The organism is Streptomyces sp. WY228 (genome assembly GCF_019287315.1).
Taxonomy (GTDB): domain Bacteria; phylum Actinomycetota; class Actinomycetes; order Streptomycetales; family Streptomycetaceae; genus Streptomyces; species Streptomyces caviscabies.
On the sequence record NZ_CP079114.1, the window covers coordinates 688,533 to 709,966 of the forward strand.

The 21,434-nt window shown below is 72.4% G+C and carries 16 protein-coding genes; 10 read left to right on the top strand and 6 right to left on the bottom strand.

Features of this window, described 5'->3' with window-relative positions:
- The first annotated feature begins 11 nt into the window (after positions 1–11).
- The 7 genes from KV381_RS02980 (at position 12) to KV381_RS03010 (ending at position 8,301) form a co-directional block, all read left to right on the top strand.
- On the top strand, positions 12–962 hold the full coding sequence (locus KV381_RS02980; RefSeq protein ID WP_030629315.1) for an ABC transporter permease: 951 nt from the start codon (positions 12–14) through the stop codon (positions 960–962).
- Between the two features lies 1 nt (position 963).
- Entirely contained in the window at positions 964–2,934 is a 1,971-nt protein-coding gene (locus KV381_RS02985) for a dipeptide/oligopeptide/nickel ABC transporter permease/ATP-binding protein (protein ID WP_218784400.1), read from the top strand.
- On the top strand, positions 2,931–3,938 hold the full coding sequence (locus tag KV381_RS02990; protein WP_030082960.1) for an ABC transporter ATP-binding protein: 1,008 nt from the start codon (positions 2,931–2,933) through the stop codon (positions 3,936–3,938). Before KV381_RS02985 ends, KV381_RS02990 begins: the two co-directional genes overlap by 4 nt.
- The gene (locus KV381_RS02995) at positions 3,935–4,873 is read left to right on the top strand and encodes a dihydrodipicolinate synthase family protein (RefSeq protein WP_030629322.1); all 939 of its coding nucleotides are present in this window, start codon (positions 3,935–3,937) and stop codon (positions 4,871–4,873) included. The genes KV381_RS02990 and KV381_RS02995 overlap by 4 nt, the downstream gene beginning before the upstream one ends.
- Positions 4,874–5,203: 330 nt before the next feature.
- Positions 5,204–6,049 carry an MIP/aquaporin family protein gene (locus tag KV381_RS03000; RefSeq protein WP_030082956.1) on the top strand — a complete coding sequence of 282 codons (846 nt, stop codon included), beginning with the start codon at positions 5,204–5,206 and terminating at the stop codon, positions 6,047–6,049.
- 27 nt (positions 6,050–6,076) lie between these two features.
- The gene (gene glpK / locus KV381_RS03005) at positions 6,077–7,594 is read left to right on the top strand and encodes a glycerol kinase GlpK (RefSeq protein WP_030082954.1); all 1,518 of its coding nucleotides are present in this window, start codon (positions 6,077–6,079) and stop codon (positions 7,592–7,594) included.
- Positions 7,595–7,773: 179 nt separating this feature from the next.
- On the top strand, positions 7,774–8,301 hold the full coding sequence (locus KV381_RS03010; RefSeq protein WP_218784401.1) for a GNAT family N-acetyltransferase: 528 nt from the start codon (positions 7,774–7,776) through the stop codon (positions 8,299–8,301).
- A 36-nt stretch (positions 8,302–8,337) separates the two neighbouring features.
- Here the strand turns inward: KV381_RS03010 and KV381_RS03015 are convergent, their stop codons facing one another.
- The 3 genes from KV381_RS03015 to KV381_RS03025 all read right to left on the bottom strand — a co-directional run bounded on the left by KV381_RS03015 (position 8,338) and on the right by KV381_RS03025 (position 11,271).
- On the bottom strand, positions 8,338–9,372 hold the full coding sequence (locus tag KV381_RS03015) for an iron chelate uptake ABC transporter family permease subunit (RefSeq protein WP_030629334.1): 1,035 nt from the start codon (positions 9,370–9,372) through the stop codon (positions 8,338–8,340).
- Positions 9,369–10,427, bottom strand: a complete 1,059-nt coding sequence (locus KV381_RS03020; RefSeq protein ID WP_030082950.1) for an iron chelate uptake ABC transporter family permease subunit — start codon at positions 10,425–10,427, stop codon at positions 9,369–9,371. Before KV381_RS03020 ends, KV381_RS03015 begins: the two co-directional genes overlap by 4 nt.
- A gap of 103 nt (positions 10,428–10,530) precedes the next feature.
- Positions 10,531–11,271 carry an AraC family transcriptional regulator gene (locus tag KV381_RS03025; RefSeq protein WP_218787168.1) on the bottom strand — a complete coding sequence of 247 codons (741 nt, stop codon included), beginning with the start codon at positions 11,269–11,271 and terminating at the stop codon, positions 10,531–10,533.
- A gap of 143 nt (positions 11,272–11,414) precedes the next feature.
- Here KV381_RS03025 and KV381_RS03030 point away from each other — a divergent pair, with 143 nt between their 5' ends.
- The gene (locus tag KV381_RS03030) at positions 11,415–12,401 is read left to right on the top strand and encodes an ABC transporter substrate-binding protein (RefSeq protein WP_218784402.1); all 987 of its coding nucleotides are present in this window, start codon (positions 11,415–11,417) and stop codon (positions 12,399–12,401) included.
- On the top strand, positions 12,401–14,170 hold the full coding sequence (locus KV381_RS03035) for a siderophore-interacting protein (RefSeq protein ID WP_218784403.1): 1,770 nt from the start codon (positions 12,401–12,403) through the stop codon (positions 14,168–14,170). The genes KV381_RS03030 and KV381_RS03035 overlap by 1 nt, the downstream gene beginning before the upstream one ends.
- Before the next feature lie 43 nt (positions 14,171–14,213).
- Here KV381_RS03035 and KV381_RS03040 read toward each other — a convergent pair whose 3' ends face one another.
- Positions 14,214–16,466 carry a serine/threonine-protein kinase gene (locus KV381_RS03040; protein WP_218784404.1) on the bottom strand — a complete coding sequence of 751 codons (2,253 nt, stop codon included), beginning with the start codon at positions 16,464–16,466 and terminating at the stop codon, positions 14,214–14,216.
- Positions 16,467–16,719: 253 nt separating this feature from the next.
- On the opposite strand from KV381_RS03040, the gene KV381_RS03045 reads away from it, so the two are divergent.
- The gene (locus KV381_RS03045; RefSeq protein ID WP_193463644.1) at positions 16,720–17,787 is read left to right on the top strand and encodes a BTAD domain-containing putative transcriptional regulator; all 1,068 of its coding nucleotides are present in this window, start codon (positions 16,720–16,722) and stop codon (positions 17,785–17,787) included.
- A 12-nt stretch (positions 17,788–17,799) separates the two neighbouring features.
- Here the strand turns inward: KV381_RS03045 and KV381_RS03050 are convergent, their stop codons facing one another.
- Complete coding sequence (locus KV381_RS03050; protein WP_193463645.1) at positions 17,800–18,897, bottom strand: alpha/beta hydrolase family protein; 1,098 nt, start codon at positions 18,895–18,897, stop codon at positions 17,800–17,802.
- 30 nt (positions 18,898–18,927) lie between these two features.
- The gene (locus KV381_RS03055) at positions 18,928–21,417 is read right to left on the bottom strand and encodes a penicillin acylase family protein (protein WP_218784405.1); all 2,490 of its coding nucleotides are present in this window, start codon (positions 21,415–21,417) and stop codon (positions 18,928–18,930) included.
- Positions 21,418–21,434: the final 17 nt, after the last annotated feature.

A 21,434-nucleotide genomic window follows, 5' to 3' on the forward strand; every position in this document is an offset into this window, starting at 1 on the left:
GGAACCCGACGATGGTTGCTTTTCTCCGGCTCGCGCTGCGCCGCGTCGCGATGATGCCGGTGATGATTCTCGGCATCGCACTGCTGGTCTTCGTGGTGCTGCAGTTCTCGCCGGCCGACCCGGCCTACAACGCGCTCGGGGAGAGCGCCAGTCCCGAGGCCAGAGAGGCCTTCGCCGAAGCCAACGGGCTCAACGACCCGTTGCCGGTCCGCTACGTCGACTTCCTCGGCCAGCTCCTCCGCTTCGACCTCGGGATGACCGTCCCGCCGAGCCAGCCCGTGATCGACCGGATCACCCAGGCCTTCCCCCTCACGCTCCAACTGACCTTCCTCGGGCTGTTCCTCGCGGTCACGCTCGCCGTCGTCGGCGGTGTCCTCGGCGCGATGTACCGCGACCGCTGGCCCGATCAGCTCTTCCGCGTGCTGTCCATGGCCGGCGTCGCCATCCCGTCGTTCTGGCTCGGCGTCCTGCTCATCCAGCAGTTCGCGCTCAACACCCGCATCTTCCCGACCGGCGGATACACCAACCCCGCCGACTCGTTCAGCGGCTGGCTCACCACCATGGCCCTGCCCGCCCTGTCGCTCGCCGTACCGGTCGCGGCGTCGCTCGCCCGCCTCGTACGCACCTCGATGGTCGCCGAGCTGGACCGCGACTACGTCCGCACCGCCCAGGGCAACGGTCTGCCGGCCTTCCTGGTGATCCGCTCGGTGCTGCGCAACGCGCTCGTCACCCCGCTCACCGTGCTCGGCGTCAAGGTCGGCTACCTCCTCAGCGGGGCCGTCGTCATCGAAGCGATCTTCGACCTGCCCGGCATGGGCAAACTCATCCTCGAAGGTGTCACCGGCGGCGATGTCGCCCTGGTCCAGGGCACCGTACTGACCATCGCCATCGCCTTCCTGGTGGTCAACGTCATCGTCGACCTGCTCTACCTGCTGGTCAATCCGCGCATCAGGACGGTGTGACATGTTCGCCACGGGCCGTCTGGCCAAGAAGCTCTCCCGACCGGGCATCGCCTTCCGCGCCCTGCCGGTCACCTCCCGCGTCGCCCTCGGCGTCCTGGTCGTCGTGATCCTCGGCGCCGTACTCGCCCCGCTCCTCACCCAGGACCCGCTGACCACCGGCACCCCGGTCCAGGCCCCGGGCGCCGACCACTGGTTCGGCACCGACCGGGCCGGCCGCGACGTCTTCGCCCGCGTGGTGCACGGTTCGCGCTACTCCCTGGTCATCGGGCTCGGCGCGACCGCCGTCGCCCTGGTCGCCGGGGCCGTGCTGGGCTCGCTCGCCGCCACCTCGCGCAAGCTCGGCGACGAGTCCGTCATGCGCACCCTCGACGTCGTGATGTCGTTCCCGCCGATCGCCCTCGCGGCCGTCCTGGTCGCCGTCTTCGGCACCAGCGTCCCGGTGATCATCTTCACCATCGCCTTCGTCTACACCCCCTCACTCGCCCGCGTCGTACGGGCCAACGTCCTCGCGCAGTACGGTGAGGACTACGTCGCGGCCGAGAAGGTCATCGGCGCCCGGCGCGCGTACATCGTGCTCCGCCACGTCGCCGTCAACTGCATGGCGCCGGTCATGGTGTTCGCGACCGTCATGGTCGCCGAGGCGATCATCTTCGAGGCCAGCCTCTCCTTCATCGGGGCCGGCGTGCAGGATCCCGACCCCAGCTGGGGCAGCGTCCTCGCCTACGGCCGGCAGATCCTCCTGGCCGGCGGCTGGTGGGCCACCTTCTTCCCGGGCCTGGCCCTCCTGATCACCGTCCTCGCGCTCAACATCCTCTCCGAGGGCCTCACGGACGCCTCGGCCGCGCCCAAGAGCGCCCGCGCCCCGGTCGCACCCGCCACCACGGCTCCCGACCCGGTCGAGGCCGCCGCCACCGTCGACATCGACGCCGCACTGGCGAAGCTCGCCCGGCACATCGACGCCACCGAGCCCACCATCACCCCGGTACGCGCGGACGCCGGCGAACTCCTCGTCGTCCGCGACCTGGCGATCCGCTTCCCCGACCGCTACGGCGACATCCCCGTCGTCGACCGGCTGAACTTCACCGTCCACGAGGGCGAGACCCTCGGCCTGGTCGGCGAGTCCGGCTGCGGCAAGTCCATCACCAGCCTGGCCGTCATGGGCCTCCTGGCCCGCAACGCCGAGGTCAGCGGCGAGATCCTCTACCGCGGCCGGGACCTGCTGAAGCTGCCGCCCAAGGAGCGCCGCGCCCTGATGGGCCCCGAGATCGCGATGGTCTACCAGGACGCGCTCTCCTCCCTCAACCCCTCCGTGCTCGTCGGCACCCAGCTCAAGCAGCTGACCTCACGCGGTGGCACCAAGACGCCCGCCGAGCTCCTCGAACTCGTCGGCCTGTCGCCCGAACGCACCCTGCGCAGCTACCCGCACGAGCTCTCCGGCGGACAGCGCCAGAGAGTCCTCATCGCCATGGCCCTCTCGCGCAGCCCCCGCCTGCTGATCGCGGACGAGCCGACCACCGCCCTCGACGTCACCGTCCAGGCCCAGGTCGTCGAACTCCTCATCAAGCTCCGCGACGAGCTCGGCTTCGCCATGGTGCTGGTCAGCCACGACCTGGCCCTGGTCGGTGACCTCGCCCACCGGGTCGCCGTCATGTACGCGGGCCGGCTCGCCGAGGTCGGCGACACCCGGTCCGTCCTCACCGGCCCCGCCCACCACTACAGCCGCGGTCTCCTCGGGTCCGTCGTCTCCCTGGAGGCCGGCGCCGACCGGCTCCACCAGATCCGCGGCGTGGTCCCCGCGCCCCAGGGCTTCGGCGACGGCTGCCGCTTCGCCGGACGCTGCGGAGCCGCCACCGGCCTCTGCCGCACCACGGCACCCGCGCTGACCCCGCGCGACCCCGCGGACGACCACGGCTTCGCCTGCCACCACCCGGCCGGGGCGACCACCGAGAAGCTCGAAGGGAGCATCCTGTGATCAGGCTCGACGGCGTCCACGTACGCCACAGGGCACGCAGCGGCGGGATCTTCTCCCGCGATGCCGTCCACGCCCTCACCGACGCCACGCTGAAGGTCGAACGCGGCGAGATCGTGGGCCTGGTAGGTGAATCCGGCTGCGGCAAGTCCACGCTCGCCCGGGTGCTGACGGGACTGCAGAAGCCCACCGAGGGCGAGGTCCTCTTCCACGGGCGGGACCTGTGGAAGATGTCGGGAGCGGAGCGGCGCAACGACTTCGGTTCGGCCGTCGGCGTCGTCTTCCAGGACCCGGCGACCGCGCTCAACCCCCGCCTCACCGTCCGGCAGATCCTCCGCGATCCGCTGGATGTGCACCGGCGCGGTACGCGGCAGGCGCGCGAGGCACGGGTGGCGGAGCTGCTCGATCTGGTCGGGCTGCCCGGCCACACCCTGGGCGCCCTGCCCGGGCAGCTCTCCGGCGGCCAGCGTCAGCGCGTCGCCATCGCCCGCGCCCTGGCCCTCGAACCGGAGCTGATCGTGGCGGACGAGCCGACGTCCGCACTCGACGTCTCGGTACGCGCCCAGGTGCTCAACCTCCTGGTCGACCTGCGCGAACGTCTGGGCCTGGGCATGGTGTTCATCAGCCACGACATCCAGACCGTGCGCTACCTCGCCGACCGCATCGCCGTCCTCTACCTCGGCCGCATCGTCGAGGAGGGCCGGGCCGCCGACGTGGCGGGCTCCCCCGAGCACCCGTACACCGAGGCGCTGCTCTCCGCGACGCCCAGCCTGCTGGAGGAGACGGAACGCATCGTGCTCACCGGCCCGGTGCCCTCCGCCACCAACCCGCCGACCGGCTGCCCGTTCCGCACCCGCTGCTGGAAGGCCGACGACGCATGCGCGGGCGTCTTCCCCGTGGCGGCCTTCGGACCCGGCGAACACCGCTGGCACTGCGTCCACCCCCAGACCTCCGCGTCCCCCTCGGAGACCCGGAACTCCGCACCGCCCGCAAGGAGCACCGCATGACCGCCCCCTCCCCCACGTACTCCGGCGTGATCCCGCCCGTCGTGACCCCGCTCACCGCCGACGGCGAACTCGACCGCCCCTCACTGGAGCGGGTGGTCGGGCATCTCCTCGACGGTGGCGTCAACGGCCTCTTCGCGCTGGGCAGTTCGGGTGAGACGGCCTACCTGACGCCCGGCCGGCAGGACGAGGTCATCAAGGTGATCACCGCGACGGCGGCGGGCCAGGTTCCGGTCCTCGTCGGGGCCATCGAGACCACCACCGACCGGGCCGCCGAGCGAGCCCGCGCCGCGGCCGCCCTGGGCGCCGACGCCGTCGTGGCCACCGCACCCTTCTACACGCGCACCCATGTCACCGAGATCGACCGCCACTTCCGCGACCTGGCGGCCGCCGTGGACCTGCCGCTCCTGGCGTACGACGTGCCGGTCTGCGTGCACAGCAAGCTGGACCCGGAGCTCCTGCTGCCGCTCGCGGCGGACGGGGTGCTCGCCGGGGTGAAGGACTCCAGCGGGGACGACGGTTCCTTCCGCCGGCTGGTCATCGGCGCCCGTGCCCTCCCCGGCTTCTCGGTGCTCACCGGTCATGAGCTGGTGGTCGACGCGATGATGCTGAGCGGCGCCGACGGCTCCGTGCCCGGCCTGGGCAACGTGGACCCGCACGGCTACGTGCGGCTGCACGAGGCGGCCGTGCGGGGCGACTGGGCAACCGCCCGGGCCGAACAGGACCGGCTCGTCGGCCTGTTCGACATCGTCCGCGCGGCCCGCCCCGGCACGGTCTCGGCGACGGCCGCCGGCCTGGGCGCGTTCAAGACGGCCCTGATGCTGCTCGGCGTCATCGCCACCAACGTGATGAGCCCGCCGATGCGCCGCCTGGACGCGGCGGAGACGGCGGCGGTCGCGGCCTGCCTGGAGTCGGCGGGGCTTTCGCCGGCCCGGTAGCACCCGGGCGAACGGCTGCGGGCGGGCGTCGTTCCCCGGTAGCCCCGGGGAGGGAGGGCCCGCCCGCGCCGCTCCGCCGGATGTCCGGCGGAGCGGCGCCTTCCCTTTCTCCACCCGGCCGGGTGAGCGTCTCCGCCCGTCCGCGGGCCCTCCGCGGGCCCTCCGACGGCCCGCGCCGCGCCTCATCGGCCCCGGTCGCGGGGGACGACCTCGCACGCCCCGCCCTCACGAACCAATCGTCCCGATATGCCCGATCTCGTGAAACGCCTTAGCCTGCTGACACTGCTCGGATAGTCGACAGCCGGCGCCGTCGGCGGAGGGCGAGCTTCCATGGCTGAGCTACGCAAGAAGTACGGATTGATCGGCGAACTGTCCGCCGAGTTCGCGGGCACGATGATCCTCATCCTCTTCGGATGCGGTGTCGTCGCCCAGGTGGTGGCGGGCGGCGCCCTGACCGATCCGCCCGGCGGGCTCGGGGACCACGACAGCATCGCCTGGGCGTGGGGGCTGGGCGTCACGCTCGGCGTCTATGTGGCGGCGCGGCTGAGCGGGGCGCATCTCAACCCCGCGGTGACCCTCGCGCTGGCCGCGTTCAAGGGATTCCCGTGGCGCAAGGTGGCTCCTTACGCGCTGGCGCAGACGGCCGGTGCGTTCGTGGCCGCGCTCCTGGTGCGCTGGAACTACAGCGAGGCGCTGGCGAAGGCCGACCCGGGGCACACCATCAAGACGCAGGGCGTCTTCTCCACGCTGCCGGCCAACGGCAACCCGGCCCTGCCGGTCCACGAGTGGGGCGCGTTCCGCGACCAGATCATCGGCACCGCCATCCTGCTGCTGCTGATCATGGCCATCACGGACATGCTCAACACCCCGCCCGGCTCGAACCTGGGCCCGTTCATCATCGGCCTGGTCGTGGTCGCGATCGGTATGGCCTGGGGCACCAACGCGGGGTACGCGATCAACCCGGCCCGTGACTTCGGTCCCCGGCTGGCGAGCTTCCTCACCGGTTACGGCGGGGCGTGGCGGGACCAGTACGGGAATCTGTACTTCTGGGTTCCCATCATCGGACCGCTGATCGGCGGTCTGCTGGGTGCGGGCTTCTACAAGGCCTTCGTCGGACGCTTCCTGCCGTCCGCCGAGCCCGAACCGCCGGGACGCGTCCCGGCGTCCGAGGACTGACGACACCGGCCGGAGAGGCGGCACATCATGGCGGACTTCATCGGCGCGGTGGACCAGGGGACCACCAGCACCCGATTCATGATCTTCGATCACGGCGGCAACGAGGTCGCCAAGCACCAGCTGGAGCACGAGCAGATCCTGCCCCGCTCCGGCTGGGTGGAGCACGATCCCGTGGAGATCTGGGAACGCACCAACTCGGTGATGCAGAACGCCCTGCGGCACGGCGGCCTCTCGCCGTCCGACCTGGTGGCCATCGGGATCACCAACCAGCGCGAGACCACGGTGGTCTGGGACCCGCGCAACGGGCGGCCCTACTACAACGCGATCGTGTGGCAGGACACCCGTACCGACGCCATCGCGGCGAACCTGGAGCGCTCGGGACAGGGCGAGGTGATCCGCCGCAAGGCCGGGCTGCCGCCGGCGACGTACTTCTCCGGCGGCAAGATCCAGTGGATCCTGGAGAACGTCGACGGCGTACGGGAAGCGGCGGAGGCCGGTCACGCGCTCTTCGGCAACACGGACGCCTGGGTCCTGTGGAACCTGACCGGTGGCCCGAACGGCGGTATCCACGCCACCGACGTCACCAACGCGAGCCGCACCATGCTGATGAACCTGGAGACCCTCGACTGGGACGAGGAACTCCTGGGCTTCTTCGGCATCCCCCGCGCGATGCTGCCGAAGATCAACCCCTCGTCGGACGCGGAGGCCTACGGGTCCACCCGCACCTCCCGGCCGCTGAACGCCGCCATCCCGATCGGCGGCGTCCTCGGCGACCAGCAGGCGGCCACGGTCGGCCAGGTCTGCTTCGAGCCCGGCGAGGCCAAGAACACCTACGGAACCGGCAACTTCCTGGTGCTCAACACCGGTTCCGAGCTGGTCCGCTCGCAGCACGGTCTGCTCACCACGGTGGCCTACCAGTTCGGTGACAGCCCGGTGGTCTACGCGCTGGAGGGCTCCATCGCCGTCACCGGATCCGCGGTGCAGTGGCTGCGCGACCAGATGAAGATCATCAAGTCGGCGCCGGAGAGCGAGGAGCTGGCGCGGAGCGTCGAGGACAACGGCGGTATGTACTTCGTCCCCGCGTTCTCCGGCCTGTTCGCGCCGTACTGGCGGTCCGACGCCCGCGGCGCGATCGTCGGCCTGGCCCGGTACAACGACAACGCCCATCTGGCGCGGGCCACACTGGAGGCCATCTGCTACCAGAGCCGCGATGTGGTCGAGGCCATGGAGCAGGACTCCGGGGTCCATCTCGACGTGCTCAAGGTCGACGGCGGTGTCACCGCCAACGACCTCTGCATGCAGATCCAGTCCGACATCCTCGGCGTCGAGGTCAGCCGGCCCGTGGTCGCCGAGACGACCGCCCTCGGCGCCGCCTACGCGGCGGGGCTCGCCACCGGGTTCTGGCAGAACACCGATGAACTGCGCGCCCAGTGGCACGAGTCGAAGCGCTGGTCGCCCCGGTGGTCCGAGAAACAGCGCGCGGACGGCTACGCGGGCTGGAAGCGGGCGGTGGAGCGCACCCTGGACTGGGTGAAGGTCCCCTGACCCGGGTTCCCTGACCCGGGCTTCCTGACCCGGGTTCCCCGCCCCGGGTGGTGGTCGCCCGATCCGGGTGGTGCTTCGCTCCCCCGGTCCTTGCGCCCCCGCCTCCGCCCCCGTGCGGAGGCGGGGGCGTCCTCGCGTAGGTTGGCCGTTCCATCCGACGCACCGCGACGAGGACCGCCATGCCCGGCAACACCAGAATCCGCCTGATAGAGCCCGCCGACGCCGCCCCGATCGCCGAACACCGGGTACGGGACGTCGAGGCCTTCCGGCGGTGGGAACCCGCCCAGCCGGCCGACTACTTCACCCCGGAGGGCCAGGCCGAGCGGATCGAGGGCCTGTTGGCCGGTCACCGGGCGGGCACGGTCTGGCCGGGTGTGGTCCTCGCCGGCGGCCGGGTGATCGGCCAGGTGACCGTCGGCGGCATCCTGCCGCAGCCGCATCTGCGCCGCGGTTCGGTCGGCTACTGGATCGCCTCCGTCGCGCAGAACCGGGGGCACGCCGGGAACGCCGTCGGGCTGGTGCTCCGGGTGATGGCGGACGAGCTCGGCCTGCACCGCGCCGAGGCCTCCACCAACCTGGAGAACCTGCCCTCGCAACGGGTGCTGCGCCGCAACGGGTTCACCCCGTACGGCGTCGCGCACTCCGCGATCCTGCTCGACGGGGCCTGGCGGGACGGGCTGCTGTGGGAACGGATCCTCGGCGACTGAGCCCGGTCCGCCGGGTTCACGTACTCCCCCGGCTGTCTAGAACCCCCGGCGGGACTCGCGGACCAGCAGCACCAGCAGATACGCCCCGCCGACGCACACGGTGACCGCGCCGGTCGGCAGTACCACGCCCGGAATCGCGTGCTGCGCCGCGATGTCCGCGCCGAGCAGCAGGAGCGCCCCGACGAGCGCCGAACCGGCGAGGTCCACGGAGGTGCCGCGTCCGGTGAGACGGCGGGCGATCTGCGGTGCCGCCAGGGCGACGAAGACGATCGGGCCCGCGGCGGCGGTCACCGCGGCGGTCGCTGCCACCCCGAGCACGACCAGCAGCAGCTTCGTGCGCTCGACGCGTACGCCCAGCATCGCCGCCGTGTCGTCGCCCAGTTCGAGCCAGCGCATCCGGCGCTGTGCCACCGGGGCCACCAGGGCGACCACGGCGATCAGGCCGGAGGACATCAGCACGGCGGGCCAGCCGATGGCGCTCAGCGAACCGGCGCCCCACACCGCGGCCCTCAGCGCGGTGTCCACATCGGCCTTCACCGAGAACCAGGTGTTGACCGAGGACAGCAGCGCACCGACCGCGATGCCCACGATGATGAGCCGGAAGCCCTTCACCCCCCGCCGGAACGCCAGCAGATACACGGCGAAGGCGGTGACGAGCCCGCCGGTGAGCGCGCCCACCGCGAGCGCCGAGTAGCTGCTCGCGCCCGCGAGCAGGGTGAGGACGACACCGGTGTAGGAGCCGGTGGTGAAGCCGATGACGTCGGGGCTGCCGAGCGGGTTGCGGGTCAGGGACTGGAAGATCGCGCCGCCCATGGCGAGGGCGGCCCCGAACAGGACGGCGGCGACGATACGCGGCGCCCGCCACTCCAGGACGACGGTACGGACGCTGTTCCTGGCAGTACCGGACAGGACCGCGCTCAGGTCGCCGAGGCTCAGCGGGTAGCTGCCGAGCGTGAAGGCCCACACGGCCAGTGCGGCCAGCGCGACCGACAGCAGCCCGCACACCAGGACCGAGCGGCGCGTCGCCCTGAGGCTCAGGGGCCCTGCCCTGAGGACGAATGCCCCGCTCACAGCTCCCTCACCCGGCTTCCGCGTACGAGCATGATCAGTACGGGCGCGCCGATGAGCGGCATCATCACACCGACCTGGAGTTCGGAGGGGATCACGATCAGCCGGCCGAGGACGTCGGCGATCAGCACGATCACCGGGGCAAGGACGGCGGAGTGGACGAGGATCCAGCGCCAGTCGGGCCCGGTGATCCAGCGCACGGCGTGCGGCACCATGAGACCGACGAACATCAGCGGTCCCGCCGCGGCCGTGGCCGCACCGCACAGCAGGGCCACCGCGACCACCACACCGCACCGGACCGCGCCGACCCGCAGCCCAACGGCCCGCCCCGCGTCGTCGCCGAGGGCGATGGCGTTGAGCGGGCGGGCGCAGAGGGCGGCGGCCAGCAGCCCGGCCAGGACGAAGGGCAGGATGTCGCCGGCGGTGCCCGTCGGGCGGTCGGTGATGGTGCCCGCCCCCCAGAACCGCATCCGGTCGAAGGTCTCCGTGTCGATCAGGGCGAGGGTCTGGGAGATGCCGACCAGGACCGCCGTGAAGGCGACCCCGACGAGGGTGAGGCGCACCGGTGTCGGTCCGCCCCGGCCGCCGCTCGCGGCGAGGTAGACGAACGCCGCCCCGACGACGGCGCCGACGAGCGCGAAGGGCAGGTACTGCTCGATGCGGGTGACGCCGAAGACGGCGACGCCCAGGGTGACGGCGAAGCCGGCGCCCGCGTTGACGCCGAGAACTCCCGGGTCGGCGAGCGGATTGCGGGTGAGCGCCTGCATGAGCGCCCCCGCCACGCCCAGGGACATGCCGACGACGATGCCGAGCAGCGTACGGTCCACACGGGCGCCGCTGACCGTGGCGTGCGAGGCGGAGCCGTCGGGGGCGGTCAGCGCCTGCCACACCACGTCCGGCGGGAGCAGCGCCGAGCCGATCGCGACGCTGAGCAGCACCGCCACGAGGAGCGCGCCGAGGGCGACGCCCAGGCCGACGAGCCGGCGGGTGCGGCGACGCGCCGACCGCGACGGTGCGGTCGGTGGTGGCGCGGCCGTCTTCGCGAGCGCCTGTGCCATCTGTCTGTTCTCCCTGAGCAACCCGCCACCCGGACAGGCCGAAGTGCCGTGCGTGATCGACGTACATGTACTGCCGGGGCGCCGCGGCCCCGGCTCCCCCGGTTCAGTGGCCGCCGAGCGCCTCCGCCGCGTCCGTGGTGAGCGCGCTCACCGGTACCCCGGACTCACGGCTCAGCGCGCGCAGCAGCCCGGCCCGGGTGGCGTAGCCCGCCGCCCTGGCCGCCGCCGTCAGCTCGCCTCCGCCGCGCAGGTGTTCGACGGCCGCGTTCATCCTGGCCCGGTTGCGCCACCGTGTGAAGGGCAGTCCGGTCTCGTCGAGGAAGACGCGCTGGACCTGGCGGGCGCTCATCCGGTGCCGTTCGGCGAGGCTCTCCAGGGTGGCGGAGGGGGTGCGCAGGGCCTCGCGGGCGAGGGCGCGCACCGCTGGATGGACGGGGAGGACGACCGGGAAGTACTGCCGGGAGATGCCTCTCAGGACGCGCCCGAGCGCCTGCCGGAACGGTTCGACCTGCTCCGGCGTGGTCGGTGCCGCGCCGAGTGCGGTGGTCATGACCTCGGTGAGCGCGGGCACCGCCCCGAGCGGCTGGACCCGGCATCGTGGCTGGTCAGCGGGGTCGAGGAAGGGTCCGAGCGCCATGCCGCCCGGCTCGATCCGCAGGGCGTGCGGCACCCGGGGAGCGAGCCAGAGCGCCTCGTGGCGCCCGAGCCGCCACTCCTCGCCGTCGGCGGTCAGGCGGGCGTTGCCCGTCACCACGTAGACGAGATGGGGTTCGTCGTGCGCGTGGGTGTCGTGTCCCAGAAAGCGGATGGCGTTCTCGGCGACCACCGTGCCGAGGGATGTCATCGGCAAGCGTGCCTCCCGTTGTGCGATACGTCGTGTCCGTCACCGACGATGTCGTACTCGGATCGACGCAGCGGAACCAGCGAGGTTAGCCTCACCTTACCAACAGCTCGAACGTTCGAGCCTACCCAGCCACATGAGGTCCCATGTTTGCTCCTGCCCGTCTTCTCGCCGTCGCGGCCGTCGCCGCGCTGGCTCTCACCGGCTGCTCGGCCTCCGACCCGTCGGGCGACGGGGGCAAGGCGTCCGCCGCGAAGACCCGTACCGTCACGACCGACTACGGCAAGGTGAAGGTGCCGACCGAGCCCAAGCGGGTGGTCGTGCTGAACCACGCGCTGGCCGGTTATCTGTACGACCTCGATGTGCCGGTGCGGGCCACGATTCCCGAGGACGCCGACGGCAAGGGCGCGTTCTCCCCGTACTGGGAGAAGGAGGCGAAGGAGGACGGCACGACGTTCCTGCCGTGGAGCGTCGACGGCTTCGATCTGGAGGCGATCCTCGCCCTCGATCCCGACCTCATCGTCGGCGGCGGCATCGGCTTCCCGCTGTTCCAGGCGGAGAAGGTGTACGACGACCTCTCCGACATCGCTCCCACCGTGCTCGTCGGCAAGAAGCTCGGCGACTGGCGGGCCCAGTTCTCCTTCCTCGCGGACGACGTGTTCGGCAAGCCCGACGTCTACAAGGAGCACGTGGCCGCCTACGACAAGCGGATCGCCGAGGTGAAGAGCGCGATCAAGCCGCCGGCCGGGCCGGTGTCCTTCCTCACGCTCACCGGCGACGGCACCGCCTTCGGCCTGGTGGAGAGCGTGGGCCTGCCCACCGAGCTGAAGAAGGTCGGCATCGAGCCGGCGCCGATCTTCGCCGACGGCGGTTTCAAGGTGTACGGACAGGGCGGTGACATGTTCGAGCTGTCGACCGAGAAGGTGGGTCAGACCATCACCCAGCCGTCCGTGTTCGTCATGGGCTTCAACGCCGACACCACCGACGTCGCCACCCTGAAGAAGAACCCGGTCTACGGCGCGCTGCCCGCCTTCAAGGCGAACCGGGCCTACGACCTCCCGCACTGGGTGCTGCGCGGCGACTACGACGAGTCGATGGCGCTGCTCGACATCATCGAGAAGAAGTTCTCCTGATGGCGGCCCAGCGCGCCTACACGACGCACCCCCTCGTGCTGCGCCGGGTCACCGTGCGCCGCGTCGAGGAGGTGACCCCCCGGATGCGGCGGGTCGTCCTCGGCGGCGAGGACCTCGCGGCGTTCACCCGCGACGGGATCGACCACCCCGGCTTCGCCGCGCCCGGGTTCGACGACCACGTCAAGCTGATCCTGGCCGCCGACGGGAACATCCGGGCGGCGCTCCCGGCGCAGTTGCCGCACGGCATCGAGTGGACGCCGGCCGAGCACCGGGTGACCCGCGACTACACGCCCCGGCGGGTCGACCTCCGTACGGGAGAGCTCCATCTCGACTTCGTGGTGCACGGCGAAGGGCCCGCCGAGGCCTGGTCCGCCTCGGCGCGGGAGGGCGACGAGCTGTGGTTCGTCGGGCCCAAGTCGTCGCTCCGGCTGCCGGAACGGCTGGACTGGATCTTCCTCATCGGGGACGAGACGGCGCTGCCCGCGATCGGCCGCTTCCTCGACGAACGCCCGCTCGACGCCACGGCGCATGTCCTCGTGACCGTCTCGGACGACGCGGCACGCCAGGAACTGGCGCTGCGCGACGGCGACACGGTCACCTGGGTCCACGCGGAACCGGGCGACGCGGCGGCCCTGGAGGCCGCGGTCCGTGCGCTGCCGGTGCCGGCGGGCGAGGGCTATGCCTGGGCGGCGGCGGAGAGCCGGGCGCTGCTTCCGGTACGCCGGTATCTCCAGCGCGAGCGGAAGCTCGCCAAGGACCGGGTGAACATCACGGGTTACTGGCACCGCGAGGAGGCCACCGCACCGGAGGCGGAGGGCGCCGCCGAGACGGGCGCGGCCGGACAAAGCCCCGCCGGGATCCCGTCGCCGCTGCCCTGGCTGGTCGCCCGCGCCGCGTTGCAGCTGGGCGTCGTCGACGCGGTGGCCGACACGCCGGGGCTCTCCGCCGGGACGCTCGCGGCCCGTCTGGGCGTGCCCGGGCCGGGCATCGACGTCCTGCTTCCGCTGCTCGCCACCTACGGCGTGGTGACCGGCGGCGACGAGGGGCTGCGGCTCGGTCCGGCGGGCGAGGAACTCCTGGAGGACCACGAGCGCGAGGAGTACGCCGGCCACGAGGCCGAACTGCTGCTCGCCCTGGCCCGGTTCGCCCCCGCACTCCGGAGCGGCACATCGCCCTGGCGGCTCGCCTCGGGCGCCACCCTGCACGAGACGGTGACCCGCGACGCGGAGCGTTACGGCGAACTGGTCGAGGAATGCGAGCAGTTGGTCTTCCTGCTGAACGGTCTGACGGCCGACTCCCTCTGGGCGGACGTCGAAAGCTGTCTGCTGACCGGTCCCGGCAGCGCCTCGGTGGTCGCCGCCCTCGACGACGCCGGACGGCGGCCGAGGCTGCGGATCGCGGAGGAGGCCACACCGGCCGGGGTCCTGCGCGGGCACATCACGGCGCCGGACCGGGTCGACTGGACGGCCGGTCCCGCCGATGTCGCCGTCGCCGCGAAGGCGCTCGCCCACCGCACCGACGAGGAGGCCGTACAGCTCCTCACGCGGCTGGCCGGCTGGACCCGGACGGCGGTCCTCGTCGAGGCCTCCCGCCCCGACGGTCTGAGCCCGCACGCGGCCGAGGCGGGGCTGCACGCCTACACCGCGACCGGCAGCGCGCTGCGCGACTCCGCCGCCGTCGCCGCCCTCGCGAGGCGGTCGGGCTGGGACGTCGAGCGGACCGTCGGGCTCGGCTGGGGCACGGAGGCCACGGTCCTGCGCCGGAGCTGACGCCCGCCTCCACAGGGGAGGGGCGGGCGGGAGGCCGCCGGGGTCAGTCCGACCTCGGCGGCTTCCGCGCGTCGAAGGCGAAGAGGGTGTTCTCGGCGGCGGCCACGAACACCGCCCGGCCCGCGACGGTCACCCGGGGGCTCGCGTCCTGTTCGCCCGTCAGGCCGTCGGCCTGCGGATCCGTGCTCCACAGCGGGGCGCCGTCGTCCCGCGACAGCGCGACCACCCGGCCGGTGGCCGAGCTGAAGTACACCGCGTCGCCTCCCGTCGCCGGGCCCGACGCACCCTCCACACCGGTCTGCCGCGACCACTTCCGCTTCCCGGTCGCGGAGTCGAGCGCCGTCACCCGGCCGGTCTGCCCGCTCACGTAGACCGTGCCGTCCGCCATGCCGGCCGTGCCCGCGTACACCTGGCCGAACCGGGAGTACGTGACCTTCCGCGCGGCCGGGTCGACCCGCGCCACCCCGTCGTACCCGGCCCGCGACGCTCCCTCGTAGCGCTTCGAGAGGAGGACGAGCCTGCCGTCGGCGGCGCCCACCGGCACGACGGGGCCGTCGACCGCGACGGGCTCGCCGAGCGCCCCGGAGGCGAGGTCGAGCGTGGCCAGGGTGGGACGGCTCACCTGTACGGCGTCCACCTCCGCGTCCGTCGCGCACATGGCGAGCAGCCGGGGGCCCGCCGGGACCGGGGCGCACTGGGTGGAGCCGGGGAACGGCGTCGTCCAGGTGATCTCGCCGCTGTGGGCGTCCCGGGCCTCGAAGCGGGAGTTGGAGGCGTCGACCGTCACCACCGCGGAACCGGTCACGACGGCGTCCATGGAACGGCCCGTGACGGCCGTCGACTGGGCGCCGGACGGCGCGGACCACAGCTCACGGCCGCTGTCCGCGTCGAGGGCCACCACCTCGCTGCGCGGGCCCTGCGGGTCGTCCTGGGCGGCGAAGCGGTAGCCGAGGACGGTGTCGTCGGTGGCGCCCACCAGGTGCATGCCCTGGACGGGTACGCCCGGGCTCTTCGCCACCCACACCCGCGATCCGTCGCGGGCGTCGATCCGGGTCGCGACCACACCGCCGCCCCCGCAGAACAGCGCGTCGTCCCGCGCGACGCACCGCAGTTCGTCGGGGATGTCCTCGCGGCCGCCCGGCACGGTCCCGCGCCATGGCGCGAAGCCCTTCGGAAGCGCGCCGGCGGGCGAGGCCGCGGTGCTGCGGCCCGTGTCCCCGCCGCCCGGGTCCGCCCCGCCGCCGGACGCTCCGAAGCCGCCCGTCGTCAGCGCGGCCACTCCCCCGCCGATCGCGGCCACCGCGACGGCCGCCGCGAGCGCCGGCCGCCAACGGCGGCGCAGCCGGCCGCCGATCGCGGTGCCGGTGCTTCCCGTGCCGGAACCGGCCGGGGCGGGCGGCGCCGGGTCGGCCCCGGTCGCGAGGTGGTGCTGCGTGACCATGTCGCGGGTGCGCCCGGCGACCGGCCCGCCCGGGCCGGCCCCGCCGAGGTCGGTCGGCAGGTCCCGCAGCAGCACGAGGAGTTCGTCCACCGAGGGGCGGTGCTCGGGCTCCTTGTCCAGGCAGGGCTCGACGACCGCGCGCAGGGCCGTCGGCACGGCGCCCAGCGACGGTTCCTCGTGCACCACCTGGTAGGCCGTTATGTAGGGGCTGTCGGCGTCGAAGGGCCCGTGGCCGGTCGCCGCGTACACCAGGAGCGTCCCGAGCGAGAAGACATCGGACCGCGGGCCCACGCCGCGCGGGGCCTGCAGCTGTTCGGGCGACATGAAGGGCGGTGTGCCGATGACCCGCCCGGTCATCGTGAGCGTCTGCTGGTCCACGGCGCGCGAGATGCCGAAGTCGATGACGCGGGGGCCTTCGGCCGAGAGCACGACGTTCGAGGGCTTCAGGTCGCGGTGGACGACGCCCACCCGGTGGATGTCGCGCAGCGCCTCCGCGAGACCGATGGCGAGGCTCCGCAGCTCCGGCCCGTTCAGCGGGCCCTGTTCGGTGATGCGCTGGGCGAGCGTGGGCCCCTCGATGTAGGTCGTCGCCATCCACGGCTGATCGGCCTCGGGAGCGGCGTCGACCACGGCGGCGGTGAACGCTCCGCTCACCCGCCGCGCGGCCGCCACCTCCTGCCGGAAGCGGATGCGGAACTCGTCGTCCCCGGCGAACTGCTGGTGGATCAGCTTGATCGCGACGGGTCGCCCCGAACTCGTCCGGGCCAGGAAGACCGTGCCCATGCCACCCGAACCGAGCCGGTCCTCCAGCGGATAACCGCCGATCTCGGCTGGATCGCCTCCGCGCAGCGACACTCTTCCCGACCTCCGTCCCCCGTGCGTCCCCACCACGGGCCTGCTCATCCGTCCTGCACACAAACTAGCCGCAGGGCGGTACCGGCGGACGCGGCGGGTACCCGCGCCCGGTGCCGTCGGGCCGAGCATCCGCGTCGGACGCGTGCTCCCGTATGTCACTCCGGATCGTCCCGGGTGCCGGGCCCGGCGCCTCCCCCTCTACCGTGTCGACGGCGCCCGCCAGACCGACCCGTCCGGAGCCCGGGGAGCAGCGATGCCGACGACCGTCACCAGCGACGACCGCCCCACCGCCACGGCGTTGCGGCAGCAGGAGCGCGAGGTGCTGTCCGCGGTCGGCTGCGGGCTCGGGGACGAGGAGATCGCCGCCGCGCTCGCCGTTCCCGAGGACACGGTGGCCGAGCATCTCGCGCGGATCCTGGCGAAGCTGGGGCTGCGCGACCGGGCCGCCGCCATCGTCCACGCCTTCGACTGCGGTCTGGTCGCCCCCGGGCAGGGCCCCCGTCCGGCGCGACCGGCCTCCCGGACCGTGGCCGTGCCGGTGGCGGGAGCGACACCGGCGTTACGGGTCTCCCTGCTGGGGCCGTTGCGGGCCTGGCGGGACGGGCGCGTCCTGGACCTGGGGCATCAGCGCCAGCAGACCGTTCTGGCCGTTCTGGCGCTGGGCCTGGGGCGGCCCCTTACCCGGCGGGAACTCCTCGACGATGTGTGGGGGTTGGAGCAGCCGGCCGCGAACGTGGTGCCCGTGTACGTCTACCGGCTGCGGAAGGCTCTGGGCGACGGGGGCGGTCCTGCCCCGGTCATCGAGCACGGCCCCCGGGGCTACCGGCTGGCCCCCGGCGCCGTCGATGTGGACGTGGCACGGGTGGAGGAGCTGGTCGCCGGCATCGGGGAGGCCGAGCGGGCGGACGATCCGGCGGAGGCGGTCCGGCTCTGCTCCCGGGTGCTGGAGTTGTTCCGCGGCGAGCCCCTGGCGGGGCTGCCGGGGCCGGTCGCCGAGCTGGAGCGGCTGCGGCTCACCGAGCGCAGGATCGCCGTGGTGCGGCGGAAGGCCCGGTGGCAGCTGCGGCTGGGCCGGGACGCCGAGGCGATCGCCGAGTTGTTCGCGCTGTCGGCGGAGCACCCGCTGAACGAGCCGTCGGCCGCGATGCTGATGCGGGCGCTGCAGCGGGACGGGCGCCAGGCGGAGGCCCTGGCGGTGTTCGAGCGCGCCCGCCGCAGCCTCTCCGACGACCTCGGGGTCGCCCCGAGCGGGGTGCTGCGACGGGCGCATCAGATGATTCTGCGCGGTGACGAGGCCGGACCGGAGCTCGGCCCGGCCTGATCCACGCCCGATCTACGCCGCGGCGAACTCGCTTTCCAGCCGGGGGATCAGGTCTTGGAGGTCCTGCTCCCAGCAGTAGCCGTTGTGGCCGCCGTTGCACTGGCCGCCCCACCCGGCCCCGTCGCCGTAGTTGACGTAGTAGTAGGACATGCCCAGGGCGTCCATGGCGGCCTTGACGTTCTTGGCCGCGCCCGCCACCCAGAACTCGGGATCGGTGACCTCGCCTCTCCCGTCGCCGGTGTAGATGGAGACCCGCACTCCGGCGTCGGCCAGCCGGTCCATGTGCTGCGAGGGGTCGACCTCGTTGAACCGCCAGTCGGCGTTGAACACCGGGTAGGGCGAGCCGAAGGCGGCGTCGCTGTCCACGGCGGGTCGGTACGGGGAGTCGTTCGGGTCGCAACTCCCGGACGCCAGGGCGCAGATCACGCCCTGCCCGTCGATGAGGGAGGCGACGACGGCCAGCCGCAGGCCCATGGACCTGACCGAGAAGTCGATGTCGCCGGAGAGGGAGGCGGTATGGCTGAACAGGTCGGGGCGGACCTGGGCGTAGTGGAAGGCGCCGAAGCCGCCCATGGAGACGCCGGCGACGGCCCTGGCCTTCTTGGTGGCGATGGTCCGCAGGTTCGCGTCGATGAACGGGATGACCTGGTCCAGGTGGAAGTTCTGCCAGTTCTGCGCTCCCGCCGCGGTCTTCTGGTTGAGCCAGTTGGTGTACCAGCCCCGGGCGCCGCCGTCCGGGATGACGGTGATCATCTCGTCCGACCGGTGGAGCGCCGGGTAGTTCTGCTGGACCGGGTCGTCGGGCGAGCCGTGCAGGAAGTAGAGGACCGGGTAGCGGCGGTCCGGGGCGTCGTGGTAGCCGCCGGGCAGAATGATCTTGATGTGCTGCTCGCCCGCGACCTCGGGCGTGGTCACGGTGAGGTAGAAGTCGGTGGCGCTTCCGACCGGTGCGCCGACCTGGGTCAGGCCGAAGCCGTCGGGCAGCGACGGCGGCGTGCCGGGGTCGGCGGCGCGTACCGCCCCCGCGGGTGCGACCACGGCCACCGCCGCGACGGCCCAGGCCACCGCGAGCCGCCACCAGAGTGCTGTTCTTCGTACGGTACTCGTCACTGCGTTCCCCTCGTGAGGCTGCCGGAAGGCTCAGTTCAGAACGGTGGTGCGCAACTGCGGTGAGGCAGCGATCTGTTCCTCGGTGAACCGCTCGGTCACCCACCCCCCGGCCGAGAACAGCTTGGTCTGGTCGGCGTGGTGCGGCGAGTTCGGGTCGGCCGACTGGGAGTAGGCCATGACGGAGAGCGCCTGGGGCGGGCCGGTGGCGGTGAAACGCACCTGCTGGATGAAGCTGGAGCCGAAGACGATGTCCGGTGCGCCGTCGACCTGGCCGGGGGTGATCACGTTCAGCACGCCGAGCTGGCCGAGCGAGCCGTGGATCGGGATCTGCTCGCCGCCCCGGGTGACCTTCTGGATGTCCGACAGCGGGGCGTTCAGCGGGATGTTCGCCTTGCGCAGCGCGAGGACGGCCCGGCCGAAGGCGTCACGTACGGCGGAGCTTCCGGAGTCCAGCGAATTGGGGGTGTGCACCGGGTCCTTGGGGTCGAAGGGGACCCGCCACGGCAGCTTCTCCACCCCCTGTCCGTTCAGCAGGAAGGCCCAGTAGTTGGCGAAGAGCCAGGAACCCCGGCTGTCCGTCGTGTAGTCATGGCTCTTCCAGGCGGCCAGGACCGGGCAGGCTTCTCTCACGTCGACCAGGTTGCCGTCGACCAGGATGTGCCCGAAGGGCACGTTCTGACACATCGTCACCGTGGCGTCGAGGGCCAGGTCGGCGGCTCTGCTGTTGTCGGCGAACAGCAACTGCCCCATGGTTTCGGGGGTGAAGCCCTTGCCGGGCAGGCCGTCGGTGCCGGCGATCCGCTTCTGCGCGGTCAGGATGAGTTCCTGGGTGCGCAGCGACCGGGGCGCGGCGGTGTCGCCCATCACCCGGGGGAAGGACAGCGGTTGCGCGGGATTGGCCAGCCAGGGGCTGTCGTTGGCGTTGCCCACGAAGTCGCTGCGGATCAGGCGCGGTTGCTGGTGCGGGTCCAGCAGTCCCGGCGCGGCCGCGTTCGGGTCGTCGGGCCAGTCGCAGGCACTGCGCTTGCCGTCGAGGATGGAGATCGGCGGCACGTTCGGCAGCCGGAGCGACTGGTCGAACAGCAGTCGGCCGGTGGCGGTGAGGCAGGATTCCGCGTGCTGGTCGGTGATGTTCGGGGTGGCCTGGATGTCCGCGTACAGCGCGTTGCCCGTGCGGTCGGCGGCGACGGTGTTGAAGAAGGGAACGCCCTGGGTGGTCTCCAGGATGTTCACGACGTCGTGGACGTCCTCGGCCTGGTCGAGGCGGAACCAGCTGTTCAGCGCCCGGAGGTTGTGCAGGTTCACATCGCGTACGGCGTGCGCGCTGACCACCCAGGGCAGCGGGATGCCCTGCATCGAGGTGGTGACGGGGCCGTAGCGGGTGGACCACAGCGTCCGGCCGGCCTTGGCGAGGGAGCCGTCCGGCTTCAGCACGTCGACCTCGACCCGCTGCGAGGTCATCCGCTCCCAGGCCCCGTCCACCAGGTATGTGGTGGGGTTGAGCGGATCCACCTGTACGTCGAACAGTCCGAACGGGGCCACCGTGGCGACCGTATGGCTCCAGGCCACGTTCTCGTTGTGGCCGATGTTCACCGCGGGGAAGCCCAGCAGGCTGGCCCCGGAGACATTGACCTTGCCCGGGATCGTCAGCTGGCTCTGCCACATCCGGTTCTTGCCCTGCCACGGGAAGTGCGGGTTGGCCAGCAGCATGGCGGTGCCGCCGGACACGCCCTGCGAGCCGACCGCCAGGGCGTTGCTGCCCATGCCCTGTTCGCGGCTCGCCGCCATCGCGTCGCGGATCTTCGCGGCGGTCTCCTCGGGCGAGGAGGCCCGTGGCGCGGGTTCGCCGGAGGCGGCCTTCGGCTGTGCGGCGGCCGAGGCTCCCGGGGGCGCCGCGTTCACCTGGCCGTCCAGGAGCGCGTCGGCGCTGCCCATGATGATCTCGGCGTGCGCGTGCCGGTAGACGTCCATCTCCGTGATCGGGCGGACCCAGTCCGCGCCGCGGCAGGCCGGGTCGGAGATGCCGTCCACGCCGGTCTCGGCCAGGTATCTGTTGTACCCCTGGACATAGCCGCGGATGGCTTCCCGGACCTCGGGTTCGGGCCCGTCGGGGGCGGGCTGGTCGAGGAGCCGCTCCACCACCCGGTCGTCCTTGAGCCGCTGGAAGTACAGATCGCTGTTGAGGTTGCTGGTGGTGTTCTGGTTCTGTCCGGGGCTCGCCCTGCCGTCGGGGCCCAGATACCGGGACCGCCGGGCGTCGACCATCAGATAGGTGTCGGCCAGGGTGCAGATGTTGTCCTCGGCCGCCGCGTATCCGTAACCCGTTCCCAGCCCTTCCCAGTCCGAGGCGATGATGTGCGGAATGCCGTATTCGGTGTAGCGGATCGTCGGCCTGTCCGGCCCGGCTTCGGCGGCCGCCGCCCCCGTGGCCGTCGAACCGGTGGCCGCCAGTGTGCTCATCACCGCCACCGCGGCGACGACCGCCACCGGCAGCCTCGTTCGGTGTCTCCTCCGTGCCATCGCTGTCCCTCCCCTGT

Bases quoted from the DNA above. Each gene is read 5' to 3' on its own strand.
- KV381_RS02980 (WP_030629315.1), top strand. From the start codon at position 12: ATGGTTGCTTTTCTCCGGCTCGCGCTGCGCCGCGTCGCGATGATGCCG.
- KV381_RS02985 (WP_218784400.1), top strand. From the start codon at position 964: ATGTTCGCCACGGGCCGTCTGGCCAAGAAGCTCTCCCGACCGGGCATC.
- KV381_RS02995 (WP_030629322.1), top strand. From the start codon at position 3,935: ATGACCGCCCCCTCCCCCACGTACTCCGGCGTGATCCCGCCCGTCGTG.
- KV381_RS03000 (WP_030082956.1), top strand. From the start codon at position 5,204: ATGGCTGAGCTACGCAAGAAGTACGGATTGATCGGCGAACTGTCCGCC.
- glpK (WP_030082954.1), top strand. From the start codon at position 6,077: ATGGCGGACTTCATCGGCGCGGTGGACCAGGGGACCACCAGCACCCGA.
- KV381_RS03010 (WP_218784401.1), top strand. From the start codon at position 7,774: ATGCCCGGCAACACCAGAATCCGCCTGATAGAGCCCGCCGACGCCGCC.
- KV381_RS03020 (WP_030082950.1), bottom strand. From the start codon at position 10,427: ATGGCACAGGCGCTCGCGAAGACGGCCGCGCCACCACCGACCGCACCG.
- KV381_RS03025 (WP_218787168.1), bottom strand. From the start codon at position 11,271: ATGACATCCCTCGGCACGGTGGTCGCCGAGAACGCCATCCGCTTTCTG.
- KV381_RS03030 (WP_218784402.1), top strand. From the start codon at position 11,415: ATGTTTGCTCCTGCCCGTCTTCTCGCCGTCGCGGCCGTCGCCGCGCTG.
- KV381_RS03035 (WP_218784403.1), top strand. From the start codon at position 12,401: ATGGCGGCCCAGCGCGCCTACACGACGCACCCCCTCGTGCTGCGCCGG.
- KV381_RS03045 (WP_193463644.1), top strand. From the start codon at position 16,720: ATGCCGACGACCGTCACCAGCGACGACCGCCCCACCGCCACGGCGTTG.
- KV381_RS03055 (WP_218784405.1), bottom strand. From the start codon at position 21,417: ATGGCACGGAGGAGACACCGAACGAGGCTGCCGGTGGCGGTCGTCGCC.